This window comes from Ruegeria sp. HKCCA6837 (assembly GCF_013034475.1).
Classification (GTDB): Bacteria; Pseudomonadota; Alphaproteobacteria; order Rhodobacterales; family Rhodobacteraceae; genus Ruegeria.
Genome location: NZ_WQGD01000025.1, coordinates 1 through 17589, shown reverse-complemented (window position 1 = coordinate 17589; position 17589 = coordinate 1). Strand labels below are relative to the sequence as shown.

Below are 17589 nucleotides of genomic sequence, written 5' to 3'. Positions count from 1 at the left end.
GTTACCCCTCGTTCGATTGCAAAAAGGCGTTCATGCCACCGTCAATGGCCAGCAATTGCCCGTTGATGTAAGACGCCGCCTCGGACATCAGGAACGCGACGGGCGCCGCGATTTCCGCAGGCTCGGCCCATCGCGCCACCGGGGTTCGGCTTTCGATCCGTCGCACGAACTCATCGTCGCTAAGGATTTGGCGATTCATCTCCGTCAGGACATAACCCGGTGCAATGGCATTGGCGCAGATGCCATCCGCCCCGAAATCCGCCGCCAGCGACCGCGTCAAACCCGCGATGGCCGCCTTGGACGAGGCATAGTTACCGATCCCCGGGCGCGGATGCGTGGCCGCGATGGACGAGACCGAGACGATCCGCCCCCGCTGCGGCCCCGGATTGGCCAGCATCACCTTTGCCGCCTCCTGCGCCAGCACAAAGGGTGCAAAGACGTGCAGGTCATACATGGATCGGTAATCGTCGATGGTCTGATCCAGCACATGCCCGTGATTGGTGATCCCGGCATTATTGATCAAGCCCCAGATCGAACCGATGCCCTTCACCCAATCGGTGCAGGCGTCGAAATCGGTCAGGTCGAAGGCGGCTGTTTGCACGGTCGCGCCCCTAGGGCGCAAGCTGTCCGCCATGGCCTCGATGGCTTGGGCGTTGATGTCCTGCAGGCACAATTGCGCCCCCTGCGCGGCGCAGGCCTGTGCCATGGCCGCACCCAATCCGCGCGCGGCCCCGGTGATCAGTATGGTTTTTCCGGCCAGCGAGAAATTCGACCCGCTCATGAAGCCAAAGCAGCCTTGTCCGCCTCAAGCGCGGCATTCACCGCAGGCTTGACCTGATCGCAGAACAGTTCCAGCGAGCGCAGCGTATTGGTAAAGGGGATTGAGGCGATCTGCATGAAGACGCTCAGATGGGTGATGCCAAACTCGCGCGCCTCGACGACGATGCGTTGCGTGACCTCTTCGGCATCGCCGATGATGGCGCGTTGCAGAACCGTGTCGATGTCGGGTTCATTGTCAAAAGGCATGATCTTGAGGTCTGCGCCATCCATCAGCGGTTCAGGACGGCGCATGTTGTTGGCCATACGGGCGTGGATCAGCACCTGCTCGGCTGCGGCGCGGGCGTCGTCTTTGTCCTGAGCGACGTAGATATAGCGCTGTACCGCAAAGGGGAAGTCATCCCCCGTCATGCCGTTCTCGGCGCGCGTTTCCTTGTACAGGCGCCGCGCGGTACCAACGATTGCGTTGGGGCCGATGGCGGGTGTGGTTAGCGTTTCAGCCCCGTAATCGATCATCTTCTGGCGCATCTCGGGCGCGTTGCCCACGGCGAAGGTGCGGATGCGATCCTGCACCGGCGCGATGGAAAGCGCCGCGTCGCTGATCTGAATATGGTCGCCCTCATAGTCGATCACACCGCCATAGACGCCCTGTTCGATGCAATCCCAAATCTCCAGCCCACGCATCAGGCGGTCATCAATCTCGAACCCGAACTTCTTGAATTCGCGCGGCTGATACCCGGTGCCCAGACCCAGCACCAGCCGGCCCTCGGTCAACTGATCGGCAAGGCAAATATCCTCGACCAGACGCAGAGGTTCATAGAAGGGCATCACCACAACCGCAGGCCCAACCTTGATCCGTTTGGTCTGCGCGGCCATGTTCGAAGCCGTCATCAGCGGCGAAGGTGATATACAATAGTTCGACAGGTGATGTTCGGCGAACCAGGCGACGTCAAAGCCCGCATCGTCGACCATTTTCGTCATGCTGCGCATCTGGTTGAACACATCCGCATGTGATGACCCATCAACAGGCTTGGTCATCAGGTTGAACAACGAAAATTCCATGTCCCTCTCGCTCCTGTCTGGCTACTGCTTCACGTATTCCGCGCAGTCTTGCCGAAAGCTGACAAAGCACCAAATGGTGAATTCTTTATCAGTGGCAAAGAATTTCTTATGCAGTTTGCGCTTCGTGACGCAACCAAGTCAGAAATGCCTGAACGCGGGGCTGTTCGACACGACGTTCGGGGCAGATAAAGTGGTAGGAAAACGGCCCCTCGACCGGTTCGAACGGCAACTGGATCAAAGCCCCCGCGGCCAGCAAATGTCGGGCAATCACGTCGCGTACAACGCCGATGCCTTGACTGTAGAGAATGGCGTTCACCGTGGCGCTGCTGTCGCCGAAATAAGCCCCATGTTCGAACGCCGCCGGTTCACCGCCATTCACCTCGATCACTGCACGCCATTCACTGTAATTAGTGTCATGCAGAAAAGGCAGCTCTGCCAGTGCGTTGATGTCCGACACATCGCCCAACATCGCAGCCGTTTTCGCCGAGGCGACCAGAATGTGCTGTTCACCGAAAAGGCGCTCCTCGTACCCGTCGGTATAACCGCCGGGGCCCCAGCGAATGGCGACATCCGCATCCTCTTGGCCAAAGCCAGTCTTGGCCACGGTCGACAACGTTAACAAATCGACCAAGGGGTTGGTCTCGACAAACCGATGCGCCCGCGACGCAAACCACGTCGAGGCGAACGAGGGTAGCAGGCTGACCGTCAGCGTCGTCCGTCCGGCATCAGGGGCCAGATTCTGCACGCTTTCGCCGAGAGTATTGAGCATCTCGGTCACGTCTTCGGCAAATTGCTCACCTTGTTCGGTCAGCAAGATCATGTTGTTGCGGCGACGGAAGAGTTTGATGCCCAGACGGTGTTCCAACAGCTTGACCTGCTGGCTGACTGCCGGTTGCGTCAGGTTCAATTCCGCAGCGGCCAGCGTGAAGCTTTGCAACCGCGCGGCGGCTTCAAAGGCGATCAGAGTCTGCAACGGCGGCAGGGTTCGCCGCATGCGATTGCTATCGAACCCAACCGGTTCGAGCTTGGACAAGGCACCGGGGCGAAGTTGGTCCAGCTTGTTGCGAAGTGCACGTCGCATGATCTGCCTGCACAAGATTTCGTTAGGCAAAGCTTAAGCAATTCGATCTTGCGATCAAGGCACCTGAAATTTCAGAAAGGCGTGAAGCCAAAGGAGTGGTCATGCTGGACCCCACTGAATTCACATCCGCGATGCGCAAGGCCGTCACACCCGTTTCGATTGTCACCACCAGTGGTGAACACGGCCGCCATGGCGCAACTGTCAGCGCCGTCTGTTCGCTGACGGCAGGGCCCCCTGCGGTGCTGATTTGCATCAACAAGAAAAGCCGCATTCTGGGCATGATAGAGGAACATGGAGTCTATTGCGTCAACTACATCGCGCAGCAGCATGACAAGCTAGCGCTTGCGTTCGCCGGCGTCCCCGACCTTGAGGATCAGCGTAGTTTTGCCTCTGAACTTTGGACGATTGACCAACGGACGAGCCTGCCGGTCTTGTCTGATGCTGCCGCAATCTTCACCTGCCTGCATATTCAGACAGTATCATTCGGCACGCACCGCATTCTGATCGGCAAGGTCGAACGCGCCGAAAGCTCTGAGGCTAAACCGCTAGCGTATTGGGATGGCGGATTTCGATCACTGGTCGATCCCGAATAAACCAGCTTTCGAAGGCATTGGAGAATATACATGGAATATAGATGTTTAACGTACGATAAGGCTTGCAGGAAAGCTCAACCAGGCGTCGAATCAATGTCTCCACACACCGCAACAACGGAAGTTCGCGACGAATGATCGAAAGACCGTTTTGTCTGCAGAGCCGACATTCTGTCAATTTGGTTGAGCGTCTCTTTAGTGTACTTGTCACTAGTGGCCCACAAATCGCTCTACATCAAAACTGCCGAATTGACTTGGATGGTCCCAGTCTGAGCTAAAGACTCCGTTCGCAAGGGTGCCTACAAAGCTCTCCTGAACAGGCCCAGGAATGACACGAACGTCACCTCCCTCTTTTCCTGTTGCTCCGGCATGAAGCGCGGCCATGCAGATATTGCTTATTCCGTCGTATGGCCCACTGCCGTACGCATAGCCGCCTCGAAGTCTTCTGGCTTCAGCAGAGCAATGACAATTGAAGGGCTCTGTCGAAAAAGGTTGCGTGTCACCCCGATTTGCAAGTTGCGGCGGGCAATCTGGAAACAAAACGGGGTTTGTTACCGGCTCTTTTTCCTCGCTTTGCGCGTTAGCTGGCACTACGGCGAGCGAGGTAAAAAAGACCAATATGAAAGTGCGTGAGTATTTCGCCATCTCAAGAACCCTCCGTTTGAACTCAGTCATTGTACTACGTGTTTGTTCAAGTTGCGACGGCCGCTATGTCCCGCATAGCAGTCGTTCACGGAGTTTTACCGAATGACCGCACCGAGCCCAATGCGGACGTTCGGATGCAGTACAAAACCAGATACTGTTGAACTCAAAAAACTGAATGTGACTTCAATTAGAGACACGAAGAACGCCACGTTGTTAAGTTCACGAAATTGTCCAGTTAGCCTGAAAATTAGACGCTCCTTCTAAAGGCAGCTTCCAACCAAGCCTGAATGACTTGAAAAATCTGATCTATGCGTAAAACTCAAAGCATGAGTGTGTATTTTGATGAAATGTTCAACGGCGATGGATCGCTCAGAGGTCCATACGAAGAGATCGGCCGCTGGTTCAATGCGGAAGACGCATCACGACTGAGGGCGAAACAGCGCGAAGCCGAAGAGGTTTTCAGGCTGACGGGTATAACTTTTAACGTCTACGGCAAAGCCGAGGCCGAGGAACGCCTGATACCGTTTGATATCGTGCCACGAGTCATTTCAACGCGCGAATGGCAGCGGCTGGAACGCGGTATCGAACAGCGGGTGCGGGCAATCAACGCATTTCTACACGACATTTATCACCGTCAGGAAATAGTCCGGGCCGGGCGTGTGCCGGCTGAGATGATTGCCGGAAATGAAGCGTTCCTGCCGCAGATGCTTGGTGTCTCACCGCCCGGTCAGGTTTATACGCACATTGTCGGCGTCGATCTGGTGCGAACCGGCCCAGACGAGTTTTTCGTACTGGAAGACAACGCCCGAACGCCATCCGGGGTCAGCTATATGCTGGAGAACCGGGAGACGATGCTGAAGATGTTCCCTGAGCTTTTTAGCGCGACCAATGTTCGGAATGTTTCTGACTACCCCCGCAATCTACGACGGTCGCTGGCGGCCTGTGCACCGGCTTGTGCAGACGGGGAACCCACTGTCGCGGTTTTAACCCCCGGCATCTATAATTCGGCCTATTACGAACATGCGTTTCTTGCTGATCAGATGGCCGTGGAATTGGTTGAAGGTCACGACCTGCGGGTTGTCGACGGACGCGTCTGCATGCGCACCACCAGAGGCTATACTCCCATCGACGTGCTTTATCGCCGGGTTGATGACGACTTCCTGGATCCGCTGAATTTCAACCCTGATAGCGCATTGGGCGTGCCTGGCATTCTGGACGTTTACCGCGCAGGCGGCATCACAATCGCCAATGCGCCCGGAACGGGTATTGCCGATGACAAGGCGATCTATTCCTACATGCCCGAGATCGTTGAGTTCTACACGGGCGAGAAGCCTCTGCTTCAGAATGTTCCTACCTGGCGGTGCAGTGACCCCGACTCTTTGTCTTATGTAATGGACAATCTTTCCGAGCTTGTTGTGAAAGAAGTGCACGGGTCTGGCGGCTACGGGATGTTGATCGGCCCGACTGCCAGCAAGAAGGAGATTTCGGCTTTCCGCGACAAGCTCAAATCGCGGCCAGCCAACTATATTGCTCAACCGACCTTATCGCTCTCGACGGTGCCGATTTTCGCGCGTTCGGGCCTTGCCCCCAGACATGTCGATTTGCGTCCGTTCGTTTTGGTGTCACCTGAAGGGATCAATATCACACCCGGCGGCCTGACCCGCGTAGCGCTGAAGAAAGGGTCACTGGTCGTGAACTCGAGCCAGGGTGGCGGGACCAAAGACACTTGGGTTCTGGAGGACTGACCATGCTGGGAAAAACTGCTGGTGGGTTGTTCTGGATGTCCCGGTACCTGGAGCGAGCGGAAAACACGGCCAGGCTGCTGGAAACAGGTCAGAGGATGGCATTGACCCGTACTAAGAACTCCGCCGAAGAATGGGGCTCTGTTCTGAAAACGGCCGGGGTTCTAGACGGGTATCACGCCAAATACGATGACATCTCAAAAGAGAATGCCGTCGATTGGATGCTGCGTGACGCTGACAACCCGTCCTCGATCAAGTCGGTTATCAAGCAAGCACGAGACAACGCGCGCCTTGTTCGAACCGCGCTGACCCACGATGTCTGGAGTGCTGTAAATGCGACTTGGATGCAGATTGATGAGGTCATGAAGCGGCGTGTGAATGAGCGGGACCTGCCAGCGACGCTGGAGCTTATTCGGCAACAGGCGGCTTTGGTCCGTGGTGCCACATTGGGAACAATGCTGCGCAATGACATTTTCGACTTCACCCGCATTGGCACATTTGTCGAGCGGGCCGACAATACCGGGCGCATTCTGGACGTGAAATACTATGTACTTCTGCCCACAGCCTTCTCGGTCGGCTCGTCCTTGGACAACATCCAATGGGAAAGCATCCTCCGGTCCGTCGGCGCAGGCGGGGGGTATCGAATGACCCATGGCGAAAAAACCCGACCGTCAGATATTGCCCGGTTCCTGATCCTGGATCAGCGGATGCCGCGCAGTCTTCACTTCTGCTGCAGAAAGATTCAAGAGAACCTGTCTTACCTGAAGAAGGACTATGGTTTTGCCGGACCGTCATGCGAGGCGTCAAATGCTCTCTACGAAAAATACCTGGACCAGAAGATTTCCGATATCTTTGAATTTGGGCTCCATGAGTACATTCAGGATTTTTTGACGGATCTCGGCAACTTAAGCCGTCAAATCGAGATTGATTACCGGTTCTACGAGTAGCCAAATGAAACTGCACATTCGACACGAGACACGATACGACTTCGACGCGCCGGTTCCCTTCGGGCTGCAGCAACTGAGGAAAACACCAAAGTCATTTCGCAATCAGAGCATAGTGAGTTGGAACACCCAAATCACCGGCGGGCGCAAAGAACTGACATTTGAAGACTACCACCGCAATACGGTGGAATTGATCAGTTTCGAAACCAATACCCAAAACATCTCGTTGATTTCTGAAGGCGTCGTTGAGGTGGAAGACACACACGGCGTTCTCGGGCGTCACGAAGGGTCGACGCCTTTGTGGTTGTTCCAACGAAACACACCTCAGACAGCACCAGGGAAAGGGGTCGCCGGTGTAGTTGGTGCATTGCCTAAAGGTGAACCGCTGGAGCAGATGCATGACCTGTCTGAAAGCGTTCGAACTCTGGTCGCGTACGAAATTGGAAGTTCGCAACCGGGCTGGAGCGCAGAGGACGCTCTTAAAGCTGGGTGCGGCGTGTGTCAGGACCATACGCATGTTTTCATTGCTTGCGCACGACAGATCGGAGTGCCAGCGCGCTATGTATCGGGTTACCTGATGATGAACGAAACGGAGCTACAGGACGCAACCCATGCCTGGGCCGAAGTTCATTTGGACGGGCTTGGCTGGGTCGGGTTTGATGTTTCTAACGGGATCTCACCTGACGATCGATACGTACGTGTCGCAACTGGTCTGGACTATGCCCAAGCTGCCCCGGTAATAGGGAACAGATTTGGGACAGCGGGCGAGCAATTGACAGTGCAGTTGCAAGTCGCACAGCAGTAACGGAGAGTTTGATGACCTATGCTGTGGGCATGCGGTTGAATTGCGGATTGGTATTCATGTCCGATACGCGCACGAATGCTGGCGTCGACAATGTTTCGACCTTCAACAAGATGTTCAATTGGACAGTCGAAGGTGACCGGTCGATCACGATCCTGACGGCCGGGAACCTCGCGACTACTCAGGCCACAATAAGCCTTCTGGAAGAGCGTACAAAAGCGCCCGCAGATCGTTCGCCATCGATCCTGGAAGCGCCGACAATGTTTCAAGTCGCGCAACTGGTCGCGGCTACACTGAACGACGTCATCGAGGAACATGCCAGATCCGGTCAGCAAGCTGACAGCGCTTTTCACGCGACACTCATTGTTGGAGGTCAGATCAAGGGCGGCCCGTCTCGCCTGTTTTTGATCTACCCTGAAGGCAATTTTATCGAAGCCGGCGACGACACCCCGTTCTTTCAGATTGGTGAGACAAAATATGGTCGCCCTATTTTGGTGCGAGCCTATGATCCGGAAATGAGTTTTTCAGAAACCGTAAAACTCTTGCTCGTCAGTTTTGACTCCACGATTAAGGCCAATCTGTCTGTCGGGGCTCCGCTTGACATGCTTCTCTACGATGAAGACAACCTTGACGGCGGTACGCGGTCAAGATTCGAAGCTGACGACCAGTACTTTCGCAGTGTTTCCGATGGATGGGGTGACGCGTTGAAATCGGCCTTGGCCAAACTTCCAGAATACAGATCGGGGCGAAAATCAAACGATTGAGCGTTCGCTTTGTCCGCAGTGCAGACGTTCCAGCAAGTTGCAACGAACGACCGCTAAGCGGACAAAGCTGCCGATTAGTCAGTTTGCCGGGATGCGTGACAACGGCCCTAAGCGGACTCTAAAAATGCAATCCGTATGCTGCAAATGCACTCTAGAAAGCAGACATTAGTACCGTACAACAATCTGTAATCAGCTTCATGACAAAAGCCTGTCAAAACCGCCTAGGAATTGCCAAGGTTATACGTCAAATAACTTCTTGGTTTTGGGTCGCGTAGCGAGCTCGGTCATAAACCACCAGTCTTGACCAAACAGTTACGCTAACTTGCGCTATCCTTGATGTGCTTTTTTCAACACGCCTGCATTTATCTCGCGCGGGTCGCCAACATTGTATTGCGTCGCGTCTTGCAGGATTTCGCGGCGCATACTGCCGTCCACTTTTGTTGAATTTCCATCGACAACGACAATTAGATACCAACCGTCTTCATCGGTGATCATCTTGGCTTCAAACGAATGGCTATCAAACTTAAGTGTTTTGCTTGTGTGCAAATGCGACCCTCCATCAAGTTCCATTAATATTATTTGTCTTGTACTATCCCGACCACCACCTTCCTATATCACCGCCCTCATCGCAGGGTACGGAATTCTACAACAACATGTAGCTACTTCAGGCGATTCAGTGGAAATTCTATTTTAAACGGCTCTCAAGCCGACGGCCGACTTCGAAGTAGGAGAAATCGGTCTCTACAACTTTGGCACAAACGGCAAGCAGCTTGGTATTCATGCCGCTCTTTTCAACCCTAGTCATCTTGGGAATTCCGTTGGAAGCTAGTTTGCACGCCTGACCAGGAAATTCAGGAAAAACTGGCCGTCAATACGTCGTGGCTCATACACGAGGCGTCGGTCGGGTTGCAGTCCTTGAGGCAACTTTACATCAATTCGAACCTTGTAGGGCGTCACCGGTGGACCAAAATGCGAGCTTAGGGTGAAGCGGAGTTTCAGTTGACCGTTGTCATCCAATGACCCCCGGAAATCCTTGAACCACGGACCACCTCCGGTAAACGCTTGGGCGGACACCAGAGTCACTTTGCTGCTTTTCCGATTGATCCGCAATGACGCGAGTGGTTCGATTTTTCCGGGGTAATAGGATTCATCGCCGCGCGTTGCAGTCTGCCAATAGTCATCATCCCATCTACGCCGAATGGAGATGACGTAATCGCCGTCAAAACCTACAGCAACTGCAACATCCTTGCAGACGCGACCCTGTTCTTTCTTAAGCGCAATAAGAATCTGTTGATGGTTCAAACCTTCCGCCGGAAGCCCTAGGTTTTTTCGGGCGTTCCGGTATCTAGTATATGCCGCTCTTGTGCGAGGACCTGCGACGCCGTCCGCCGCGCCCGCACTGCATCCGACGCGGTTCAATTCGCTCTGAATGTCACGGACCAGGCTGCGTGTTTGTGCTTTCTCAGTCGGCTTGTCCTGCGGAGCCACAAATGCGACTTCCGTGTCGTTCGTTTTGAGTTTGTTGTCATGAGCAGCTTGTAGCCTTGCCTTCTCACGCAGATCATCCCGAAGCGAAAGGGCGAGCGTTACCGCAAAGTGATCATTCTGTTCCTGATAGCGGTTTAGAAAGGACTCGATTGCATCCAGCGTTCCGAGTGAACGAGCCAACTCAAAGTCAGCGTAGATTTCACGGTTTTCAGGCCCGACACGCTTGGCTTCCGTCGGAACGGGCGCTGTGACCGGAACTAGGTAGATATCTTGGCTTGGTAAAGAACCGTAGGTGAAAGGTTCCTGAAACCCATCTGTCAATTTAAACACGGTGTCGCGGACCTTTCGGAACATCTTACCTAGTTCCAGCCCGGGCTCATCGATGTGCTTTAGCAGCGCTGTGGCATACGGGCTGTTACGCCCCTCTCCATCAAGAGCCAACGTTCCGCCCTTGGCTGCGTAGCTTACTAAAACTCCGCTGGGGTCAATACGACCCAAGCCGCGACCGATGGAGCGTGTGCCGCCATTTCTTTCCATCGTGCTCAGGAATGGGTTGTTCCGGCACGCATCGATCAAAACGACCTTTAATCCATCGGCACCCGACAAGGAACTGATAACAGAGTCCAGACGTATCGCTTCAAATTCGATATCCTGATCGCTGCGCAGCTCTGAGTTTACAGGAATGAGGTAGTTTGTGTTTTCGATCTCAATCCCGTGACCCGCAAAATAGATGATGGCCATATCCGCATCTTTCGCCGCTCGACCAAAGTCGCGCAACGCAATGCGAAGACCACGGTAATCTAGATTTTGATTGTGCCAAACCGTGAAACCGATGCGTTGCAAGGCTTCGGCAAGATCCGAGGCATCATTGCCTGCATTTGGAAGATTGGCGACATATTGATACTCAGCATTTCCAATCACCAATGCGACCCGTTTGGTGTCCGCGTGCGCAACATGCGAAACAGAGAACCAAATCGCAAAGCCTATCAGCCATAAGAATGTCCTGAAAGGATATTGAAATGAACTGTAAAACAAAGTGCCCCCGATCGGAACAAGTTGAGACGCCTTAACACTACCACAAAACCTTATTGAATCGAATATTCCGATCCGATTGCCAGCGTATCCTCATAAAACATATAGGTTCGCTGAAACCCTTTGGGCAGAGCGCGTTACTTCAGAGAGCCTTCCAAGACCACGGAACGCGCATTCCATCCAGAGCCATCGAACCATTTTGTCGGGGTCACATCGTCAAGATCGCGTCGTCCTCGCGCTTCGTACTGAAATTGGGCGAATGATTTGCTGCCCTTGCCGTGGGTTTTGTTTGGCTTGGATGGCAACCAGTTGGTGTAGCTCACGGGTTCTCCGCTGAACCATCGCCATCCGATGACGGCACCGTCTTCTTTGGGGTCCTTTCTGAACCCGAAATAAGGTCCGGCCTTATAGCTGATTTTCGTTTTGCTGTCGTATCCCATTGCAAAGAAAGCCGGGTCACTTGAAATCATTCGGACGATGAACGCATTCTCTGCAGCCGATGTGATTGCGGCCAAATCCAATCCACATTTTTGCGCCTCGCTACGCGCACTCTGCACGCTGCCTGAATAGACCAGCGCAACGTAAAGGTTGCCACGAAACGTACCATAGACACTTTTACGTAGGCCCAAACAGCCAAGAATTTGCGTGACTTCTTCGGATTCACCTAACACTTTCAACTCGGAAATATTCTGTCGGACAGCGAAAGGATTGCTGATAAAACTCGCGCCATCCTCCGCCTGCGGCCTGATCCCCAGGCCGGAAAGGACGGCAAGATCGACATATCCGGATTGTTCCAACCCCAATTTGGCCTGAAGCGCCTTGATGCCTGATCGTGTCCGCGGCCCGAAAACTCCGTCGGGCGCGCCAACGTCGAAGCCTGCGCTGTTAAGATTTTGTTGTACTTCCTTTTTCTGAGCAGGGCCCGGCAAGAGCGCGGCTTCTATTTTGTCGAACCGCCCGCTCTTTCTGGTCCAGGCAGGTGTGATCTGGGCCATCCGCTTCAGCATTTCGGGCTCGGATAACGTTGATGTGCGATAGGATCTGGCAACCAAATCCCACCCCCTGACGGTGTTCACCTTCATAGCTGCGGCCAGCGCGTTCTTCTCAGTTACCTGCGGTTGCACGCCTGATACGTCAGGTTCTTTAAGGCCCAACACAGGCAATGCAGCTTGTTCTACCTTGGGAACCAAAAAAATGTCCTCGCCCGGAAGTGAGCCGTAGACAAAAGGCTCCTGATACCCGTCGGTCAGCGTGAACACGCGGTCGCGCACCTTGCGGAACAGTTTGCCAAGTTCCAGACCCGGTTGTTCAACATGTTCCAGAAACGCCTGCGCGTAAGGGCTGTTCCGACCGTCGCCATCCTGCGCCAGAGTCCCACCTCGGGCCGCGTATCCGACCACGACGCCTCCTGGTTCTACCGCGGCCAAACCGCGCCCGATCGAACGAGTGTTCGATGCCTTTTTCATCTGGGCTAAAAACGGGTTGTTTCGGCATGCGTCGACAATCACGATATTTAGCGCGGACGAGCCAGCAATGGCATTCACGATAGCGTCCAGACGAATGGCTTCGAATTCGACATCCCGGTCGTTTTTCAGCGCTGCATTCACCGGTATCAGATAGTTTGTGTTCTCGATTTCGATTCCATGACCCGCGAAATACACGAGCGCCACTTTCGCATTGGCTGCGGCTTCGGCAAAGTCGCGCAATGCAATGCGCATATCGGTGTAACTCAGGTTTTGATGTTGTGTAACCTCAAACCCAACGCGCTGTAACGCCTTGGATATGTCCTCGGCATCATTGGTCGGATTGCGCAGGTCCGGGACGTATTGATAGGCAGAGTTACCTATTACAAGAGCTATGCGCTCGCCCTTAGCCTCTGTCGCAAGCGGCAAGGTCAGGAGCAAACAAACCACCAACAAACACCAGGCACCGCTTCGCCATTTGCTTTCAGAAATCATAAGTACAGACTCAATTCTGAACCGAACAGTTCCTAATTTTAGCATAAAATTGCTTGATAACCGAGCTTAGGATCAGCTGAAGCGAGATAGAGCAGGAACTGGACTCAACGTAATTTCAAGCCTACGCTAAACCTTCAGAAAGCGGATTTATTTGCAGTTTTCTTCGCGAGGCGTCTTGTGTCGTGGAATTGGGTATCAATAGCTGTTTTTGTCTTCGTACTGGCTGCAGGCCTGTCTCCCAGCGTTTTTGCACTGGCTTCCGGCGATGAGAAAAGCGCCGACAAGTCCTCAGAAATTGTATTCATTCCTCCTGAAATAGGCACACCAAAGGATCGAATGGGCGCTGGCACAAGGAATATACCTTCGGATGCCGCTTCTGACCTATTGCTACTGGTTCCAGCGGACGGTGGGTTAACAACTCAGGCCTTTCCGCCGTTGATCTGGCGGCTAACCCGCGGCCATCGTGGAAATGTAATCGTCAAGCTGAATCCACTCGGGACGACTGCAACAGAACTACACATCATGGGTCCTTTCCCGCCCGGTGATTATGGTCTGGACCTCAGTAGGTCAAATTTTTTGCTGGACACCGACCAGGTTTACCTTTGGCAACTTGAGCTGCTCGATCCAAACACTGACGCGGTGGTCGAACGGTCGTCAGGGTTGATTGAGCGTTTGCCGGAAGAATTTAGATCGGACACTCCGGCCGCAGCCGGTCTGTGGTTCGATGCGCTCTCCGAACTTGTGGATATAGGCCTCAGCGGCCGAGTGCAGGCGACGAACCCAGCCGTACTCGAACAATTTCTGAACTCAGCTGGCGTAGGTCCGTGAAATTGAAGCGTCCAAGGCATGCATGGCAGAGAACGTCATCGCTCATGCCGATTTGGCAACGCTGGGTTTTGGTCTGTGTCATTTCACTGATTGTAGGCATACCTCTGATCGAACTCCGAAAAAAAGGCATACTCGAACCACTTGAGCTTCTCCAATACGATTGGACAACATCAGCCTTTGCCGAAGATAAACCTATAGCAGACGTTTATCTGGCTGCCATCAATGACAAAGATTTGGGCGAATGGGGCTGGCCTGTCCCCGATCTGCAATTGGCGCAGATTGTAAGCAATTTGCTCGCCTCTGGTGCAACTACGGTGGGTGTAGACATTTACAGAGACGTTCCGGTAGGCGAAGGTCGGGACGCCTTGCTTGAGGTGCTGAGCGATCCCAGAGTTTTCGTGATCTCGAAACTACAGGATGGCGAGACTGCTGGCATTTCCGCGCCGCAAGACTCGCACACGGGGTTCGCTGATATTCCAATTGACCCTGATGGCGTTGCCCGACGCGCCTTGTTGTTAGTAAATTCGCACGATGGTATTTCCCTGTCACTGCCTATGCATTTGGCCGCGACCCATACCGGGCAACCTGCATTGAAAAGCGCTCCCGACAATCCGCGCTATTTGATGTTTGGCGATACAGTTGTAAAACCTTTGGCCCCGGGTGCAAACCTGTTCCGCAACGTGGATACGTCAGGCTATCAAATCGTCATTGATTACAAAAATGCATTGCCGATCACACGCAGTGTTCCCGCCGCAGAGATTCTGACTCAAACTGGGCTGGATCGCTTTAAAGGAAATGCTGTGATAATCGGCGTTACCAGTCATTCCGTAAAAGATTACTTTTTGACACCACTCAACCGGTCAACCGGGTCAAATTTTACCTTTGGGGCCGAAATCCACGCCGCCATCGTTCAACAGTTGATAGACTACTTCAACGGCCAAGCCACCCCGCTGCGCGCCTTGGACGGTCAGATTCCTGCGTTCATCATCCTCGCTTCGGTCTTCTTAGGTGCCTGCGTGTCTGTTTTCGTCAGGGTTACCGGCAATGCGGTGTTGTTGGCTGGGATGGGTGGCCTCTCGCTAACGGTTGCATTGTCCATGTTTCAACAGTTCGCTTTTTTAATGCCCGTCGCGCCGTCTCTGTTGGGTTGGACTTTTGGATTTCTTTGCGGCTTTGGGATCATCTCAGGCTTTTCGCGCAACCAAAGACGTGCCATCGCGCAGGTGTTTTCTTCTCATCTGTCCGAAGAGCTGTCAGCTGAGATTTGGAAACAACGCAAATATCTAATGTCTGGTGGAAAGCCCCGATCTCGGCAACTGTTTGTTACGGCGCTGCTCGCGGATATTGAAGGATCGACCCTTGCTGGTAATTCGATGGATGCCGAAGCGTTCATGGCGTGGATCTCACGCATACTGGATCGGCTAAGTGAAATTTCCCGCGCGCATAATGGGTTTGTCGAGAAATACACCGGCGACGGCATATTGGTTGTGTTTGGCGCGCCAATTCCCAGCGAAACGCACAAGCAAAGACAATTGGACGCGCAGGCCGCATTGCGCTGCGCCCATGCCATGCGCAAAGCCGTTGCGACGCTGAATGGAACACTTGAAAACCAACTTGCGTACAATCTGCGCATTGCACTTAACAGCGGAGACGCAATTGGGGGCACCCTGGGCGTCAGAGGGTCCATGCATTACAACGTCATTGGCGACACGATAAACATCGCCGCACGTCTGGAAAGCTGGATAAAGACTCTGCCACCTGAAAAGGACGGATGCCGTCCGATCTGCATGACGCTGGAAACTGCGCGGCTGACCGATCCGGACCGCAACTGGCCAGTTATACCGGGGCTTTTTCATGACGATGGCAGAACAGAGATTCAGGTGGTGAAAGCACCAGCATCAAAGTGAGATCTGCGAAATTAGTTTAATCGTGGAATTGGTGGTGAATCCTATTGTCGCGTCACAACAACATCGACATACCAGTTCTTGTCAAATCGCCCGTGATTGCTGCGTATTGACGCGTTGGGTGCCAAAGTTGAAGGCAAATCCAGCGTGACCGAGAAGGGTACCACATAAACGCTGTTGAACAGAAAATTCGTGCGTCCGGAAATTTTCAAGCGCCCTTTGTCAGACAAAGACGCCCGATATTTCTTGGACCAGCTATCACCCCCTTTGGAGCGATCGACCGCACTGACCAGTGCGAATCCAGCATCGGTCTTGCGATATTTCAGCCAAAGCACCGTGTCGATCCCGGAACCGGCATCCGTGCCCAGCGGGTCCGGTCGCCGACGAATGTTAACGATATACTCGCCGTTGAATCCAATCGCAGTAGAGGTCGCCGACGCCGCTTCCGGAGTAACCTGCGTCTGACCCCGACTTGTCTTGTGAGCCGGTTCCTGGCGTTCCGGCTGAGGAATGCTGCTGAGAACTGCAACGCTTTCTGCAGTCAAATAGCCAGTCCTGGCCACGCTGTTCTTACTTTGAAATCTCTCAAGCGCGGCGCGCGATCTGGGGCCGAAAATACCGTCTTCAGGTCCGGCAGCGAAGCCAAGAACATTCAGGCCGCGCTGAATGTTTCGGTAGTCGCCACGGCTTAGATTCAAATTGGCTTCGGTATTCGATGTTGCACTTGGCCGTGCAGCAGTCTTGTCCTCGGGCACGTCCTGCCGCAGCGGTTCTTCCGTTGTTTTTGGAGCAACATGCGTTGCCAGATTTCGGTTCGTGCCGCTGGCGGCATCCAAAACACCTTGCGCATATTGACCGGCGCGCGTGTCCGGGTAGAGCTGCGCAATCAATTTCAGCGCATTCTGTTTCGTGGTTTCGTCTGCAAGTGTCAGGGCTTCGCGCAAAACCCGCTCGGCCGAACTTTGACGCTCGTCCACGGGATCGGTCGCGACCTTCGAGGCTTCCTGCACGACCGACGGCGCACTCACCGCCGCCGGAACCAGATAGATATCACGCCGGGGCAATGAACCGTAGGTAAAAGGCTCCTGATAACCATCGGTAAGTTCAAAGACCGTGTCGCGTACTTTTCGAAACAGTTTGCCAAGTTCCAGCCCCGGCACCTCAATATGTTCAAGCAGGGCTTCGGCATAAGGGCTGTTTCGGCCATCACCGTCCAACGCCAGAGTTCCGCCGCGCGCGGAATAACCGACCAGAACACCTCCGGGATCAATACTGCCTAATCCCTGCCCGATGGACCGCGTTGCGGTTGTGCGCTCCATATCTGAAAGGAACGGATTGTTTCGGCAGGCGTCAATAAGAACAAGCTTGAGACCTTTCGCCGTAGATACCGCATTTAGCACCGAGTCCAGCCGTATAGCCTCGAATTCTACATCCTTATCGCTTTTGAGTTCCGCGTTGGTGGGAATCAAGTAATTGGTGTTGTCTATTTCGATGCCATGACCCGCGAAATAGACCAACACCACCTCAGCTTTCTCAGCCTTATCGGAAAAATCCCGAAGGGCCAGCCGCATTTGACGGTAGTCGAGATCGTATAGTTCGGTCACATTAAAACTTATCCGACCAAGCGCGGCCGCTATATCCCGCGCATCATTTGCCGAGTTCGGGATATTTGTAACGTACTCATACTGCGAATTTCCTATGACAAGCGCCATACGCCTGGCATCAGATATGTCCGCCAGTGCAATTGGAGGTCCGAACATCACAATAGCAATGAAGCCAGACCTAAGTCGCGAAAACCCCAGATAAACAAGGTGTACCAGCATTACAACTTCGTCCACAAAAGCCGTAGTTACTTTAAAATAATCCACATAAAACCGCGATAAAGCTAAAATATCTTGCTGAGTGCGTCGCCGATTTTGTCTTTGCCCCGTAAAATTGGGCCACTACTTTGGTCGAGAGGGGGGAACAAGGG

General features: G+C 53.7%; 15 protein-coding genes. 7 read left to right on the top strand and 8 right to left on the bottom strand.

Annotated elements, in window-relative coordinates; genetic code table 11:
• Position 1: 1 nt before the first annotated feature.
• The 3 genes from GOV91_RS20860 to GOV91_RS20850 form a co-directional block, all read right to left on the bottom strand.
• Positions 2–781, bottom strand: a complete 780-nt coding sequence (locus tag GOV91_RS20860; protein ID WP_171236868.1) for an SDR family NAD(P)-dependent oxidoreductase — start codon at positions 779–781, stop codon at positions 2–4.
• Entirely contained in the window at positions 778–1839 is a 1062-nt protein-coding gene (locus tag GOV91_RS20855) for an LLM class flavin-dependent oxidoreductase (protein WP_171236867.1), read from the bottom strand. Before GOV91_RS20855 ends, GOV91_RS20860 begins: the two co-directional genes overlap by 4 nt.
• Positions 1840–1945: 106 nt before the next feature.
• Positions 1946–2920, bottom strand: a complete 975-nt coding sequence (locus tag GOV91_RS20850; RefSeq protein WP_171236866.1) for a LysR substrate-binding domain-containing protein — start codon at positions 2918–2920, stop codon at positions 1946–1948.
• A gap of 101 nt (positions 2921–3021) precedes the next feature.
• Here GOV91_RS20850 and GOV91_RS20845 point away from each other — a divergent pair, with 101 nt between their 5' ends.
• Complete coding sequence (locus tag GOV91_RS20845; RefSeq protein ID WP_171236865.1) at positions 3022–3513, top strand: flavin reductase family protein; 492 nt, start codon at positions 3022–3024, stop codon at positions 3511–3513.
• 207 nt (positions 3514–3720) lie between these two features.
• Here GOV91_RS20845 and GOV91_RS20840 read toward each other — a convergent pair whose 3' ends face one another.
• Positions 3721–4155: an LCCL domain-containing protein gene (locus tag GOV91_RS20840; protein WP_171236864.1), complete on the bottom strand. Its 435-nt coding sequence runs from the start codon at positions 4153–4155 to the stop codon at positions 3721–3723.
• Between the two features lie 326 nt (positions 4156–4481).
• Between GOV91_RS20840 and GOV91_RS20835 the strand changes: the two genes are divergently transcribed.
• From GOV91_RS20835 to GOV91_RS20820, 4 genes are read left to right on the top strand one after another with little or no spacing between them, the layout of a single operon-like run.
• Positions 4482–5900 carry a circularly permuted type 2 ATP-grasp protein gene (locus tag GOV91_RS20835; RefSeq protein ID WP_171236863.1) on the top strand — a complete coding sequence of 473 codons (1419 nt, stop codon included), beginning with the start codon at positions 4482–4484 and terminating at the stop codon, positions 5898–5900.
• A 2-nt stretch (positions 5901–5902) separates the two neighbouring features.
• A complete protein-coding gene (locus GOV91_RS20830; protein ID WP_171184201.1) occupies positions 5903–6844 on the top strand; it encodes an alpha-E domain-containing protein in 942 nt (313 codons plus the stop codon).
• A gap of 4 nt (positions 6845–6848) precedes the next feature.
• Entirely contained in the window at positions 6849–7646 is a 798-nt protein-coding gene (locus tag GOV91_RS20825; RefSeq protein WP_171236862.1) for a transglutaminase family protein, read from the top strand.
• Between the two features lie 11 nt (positions 7647–7657).
• Positions 7658–8407 carry a peptidase gene (locus GOV91_RS20820; protein ID WP_171236861.1) on the top strand — a complete coding sequence of 250 codons (750 nt, stop codon included), beginning with the start codon at positions 7658–7660 and terminating at the stop codon, positions 8405–8407.
• Between the two features lie 327 nt (positions 8408–8734).
• Here GOV91_RS20820 and GOV91_RS20815 read toward each other — a convergent pair whose 3' ends face one another.
• The 3 genes from GOV91_RS20815 to GOV91_RS20805 form a co-directional block, all read right to left on the bottom strand.
• The gene (locus GOV91_RS20815; RefSeq protein WP_171236860.1) at positions 8735–8977 is read right to left on the bottom strand and encodes a hypothetical protein; all 243 of its coding nucleotides are present in this window, start codon (positions 8975–8977) and stop codon (positions 8735–8737) included.
• Between the two features lie 255 nt (positions 8978–9232).
• Entirely contained in the window at positions 9233–10819 is a 1587-nt protein-coding gene (locus GOV91_RS20810) for a caspase family protein (protein WP_254440743.1), read from the bottom strand.
• 245 nt (positions 10820–11064) lie between these two features.
• A complete protein-coding gene (locus GOV91_RS20805; protein WP_171236859.1) occupies positions 11065–12831 on the bottom strand; it encodes a caspase family protein in 1767 nt (588 codons plus the stop codon).
• A gap of 390 nt (positions 12832–13221) precedes the next feature.
• On the opposite strand from GOV91_RS20805, the gene GOV91_RS20800 reads away from it, so the two are divergent.
• Together GOV91_RS20800 and GOV91_RS20795 are read left to right on the top strand one after the other, a co-directional pair.
• Entirely contained in the window at positions 13222–13713 is a 492-nt protein-coding gene (locus GOV91_RS20800; RefSeq protein ID WP_171236858.1) for a DUF928 domain-containing protein, read from the top strand.
• Positions 13714–13757: 44 nt separating this feature from the next.
• Positions 13758–15620 carry a CHASE2 domain-containing protein gene (locus GOV91_RS20795; protein ID WP_171236857.1) on the top strand — a complete coding sequence of 621 codons (1863 nt, stop codon included), beginning with the start codon at positions 13758–13760 and terminating at the stop codon, positions 15618–15620.
• A 41-nt stretch (positions 15621–15661) separates the two neighbouring features.
• On the opposite strand, the gene GOV91_RS20790 is transcribed toward GOV91_RS20795, so the two are convergent.
• Positions 15662–17440, bottom strand: a complete 1779-nt coding sequence (locus tag GOV91_RS20790; protein WP_171236856.1) for a caspase family protein — start codon at positions 17438–17440, stop codon at positions 15662–15664.
• Positions 17441–17589 lie beyond the last annotated feature (149 nt).

What these genes read in the sequence shown, in the direction of transcription:
- GOV91_RS20860 (WP_171236868.1), bottom strand. Translation starts at nt 781, where the DNA reads ATGAGCGGGTCGAATTTCTCGCTGGCCGGAAAAACCATACTGATCACC.
- GOV91_RS20855 (WP_171236867.1), bottom strand. Translation starts at nt 1,839, where the DNA reads ATGGAATTTTCGTTGTTCAACCTGATGACCAAGCCTGTTGATGGGTCA.
- GOV91_RS20850 (WP_171236866.1), bottom strand. Translation starts at nt 2,920, where the DNA reads ATGCGACGTGCACTTCGCAACAAGCTGGACCAACTTCGCCCCGGTGCC.
- GOV91_RS20845 (WP_171236865.1), top strand. Translation starts at nt 3,022, where the DNA reads ATGCTGGACCCCACTGAATTCACATCCGCGATGCGCAAGGCCGTCACA.
- GOV91_RS20840 (WP_171236864.1), bottom strand. Translation starts at nt 4,155, where the DNA reads ATGGCGAAATACTCACGCACTTTCATATTGGTCTTTTTTACCTCGCTC.
- GOV91_RS20835 (WP_171236863.1), top strand. Translation starts at nt 4,482, where the DNA reads ATGAGTGTGTATTTTGATGAAATGTTCAACGGCGATGGATCGCTCAGA.
- GOV91_RS20830 (WP_171184201.1), top strand. Translation starts at nt 5,903, where the DNA reads ATGCTGGGAAAAACTGCTGGTGGGTTGTTCTGGATGTCCCGGTACCTG.
- GOV91_RS20825 (WP_171236862.1), top strand. Translation starts at nt 6,849, where the DNA reads ATGAAACTGCACATTCGACACGAGACACGATACGACTTCGACGCGCCG.
- GOV91_RS20820 (WP_171236861.1), top strand. Translation starts at nt 7,658, where the DNA reads ATGACCTATGCTGTGGGCATGCGGTTGAATTGCGGATTGGTATTCATG.
- GOV91_RS20815 (WP_171236860.1), bottom strand. Translation starts at nt 8,977, where the DNA reads ATGGAACTTGATGGAGGGTCGCATTTGCACACAAGCAAAACACTTAAG.
- GOV91_RS20800 (WP_171236858.1), top strand. Translation starts at nt 13,222, where the DNA reads ATGGGCGCTGGCACAAGGAATATACCTTCGGATGCCGCTTCTGACCTA.
- GOV91_RS20795 (WP_171236857.1), top strand. Translation starts at nt 13,758, where the DNA reads ATGCCGATTTGGCAACGCTGGGTTTTGGTCTGTGTCATTTCACTGATT.
- GOV91_RS20790 (WP_171236856.1), bottom strand. Translation starts at nt 17,440, where the DNA reads ATGCTGGTACACCTTGTTTATCTGGGGTTTTCGCGACTTAGGTCTGGC.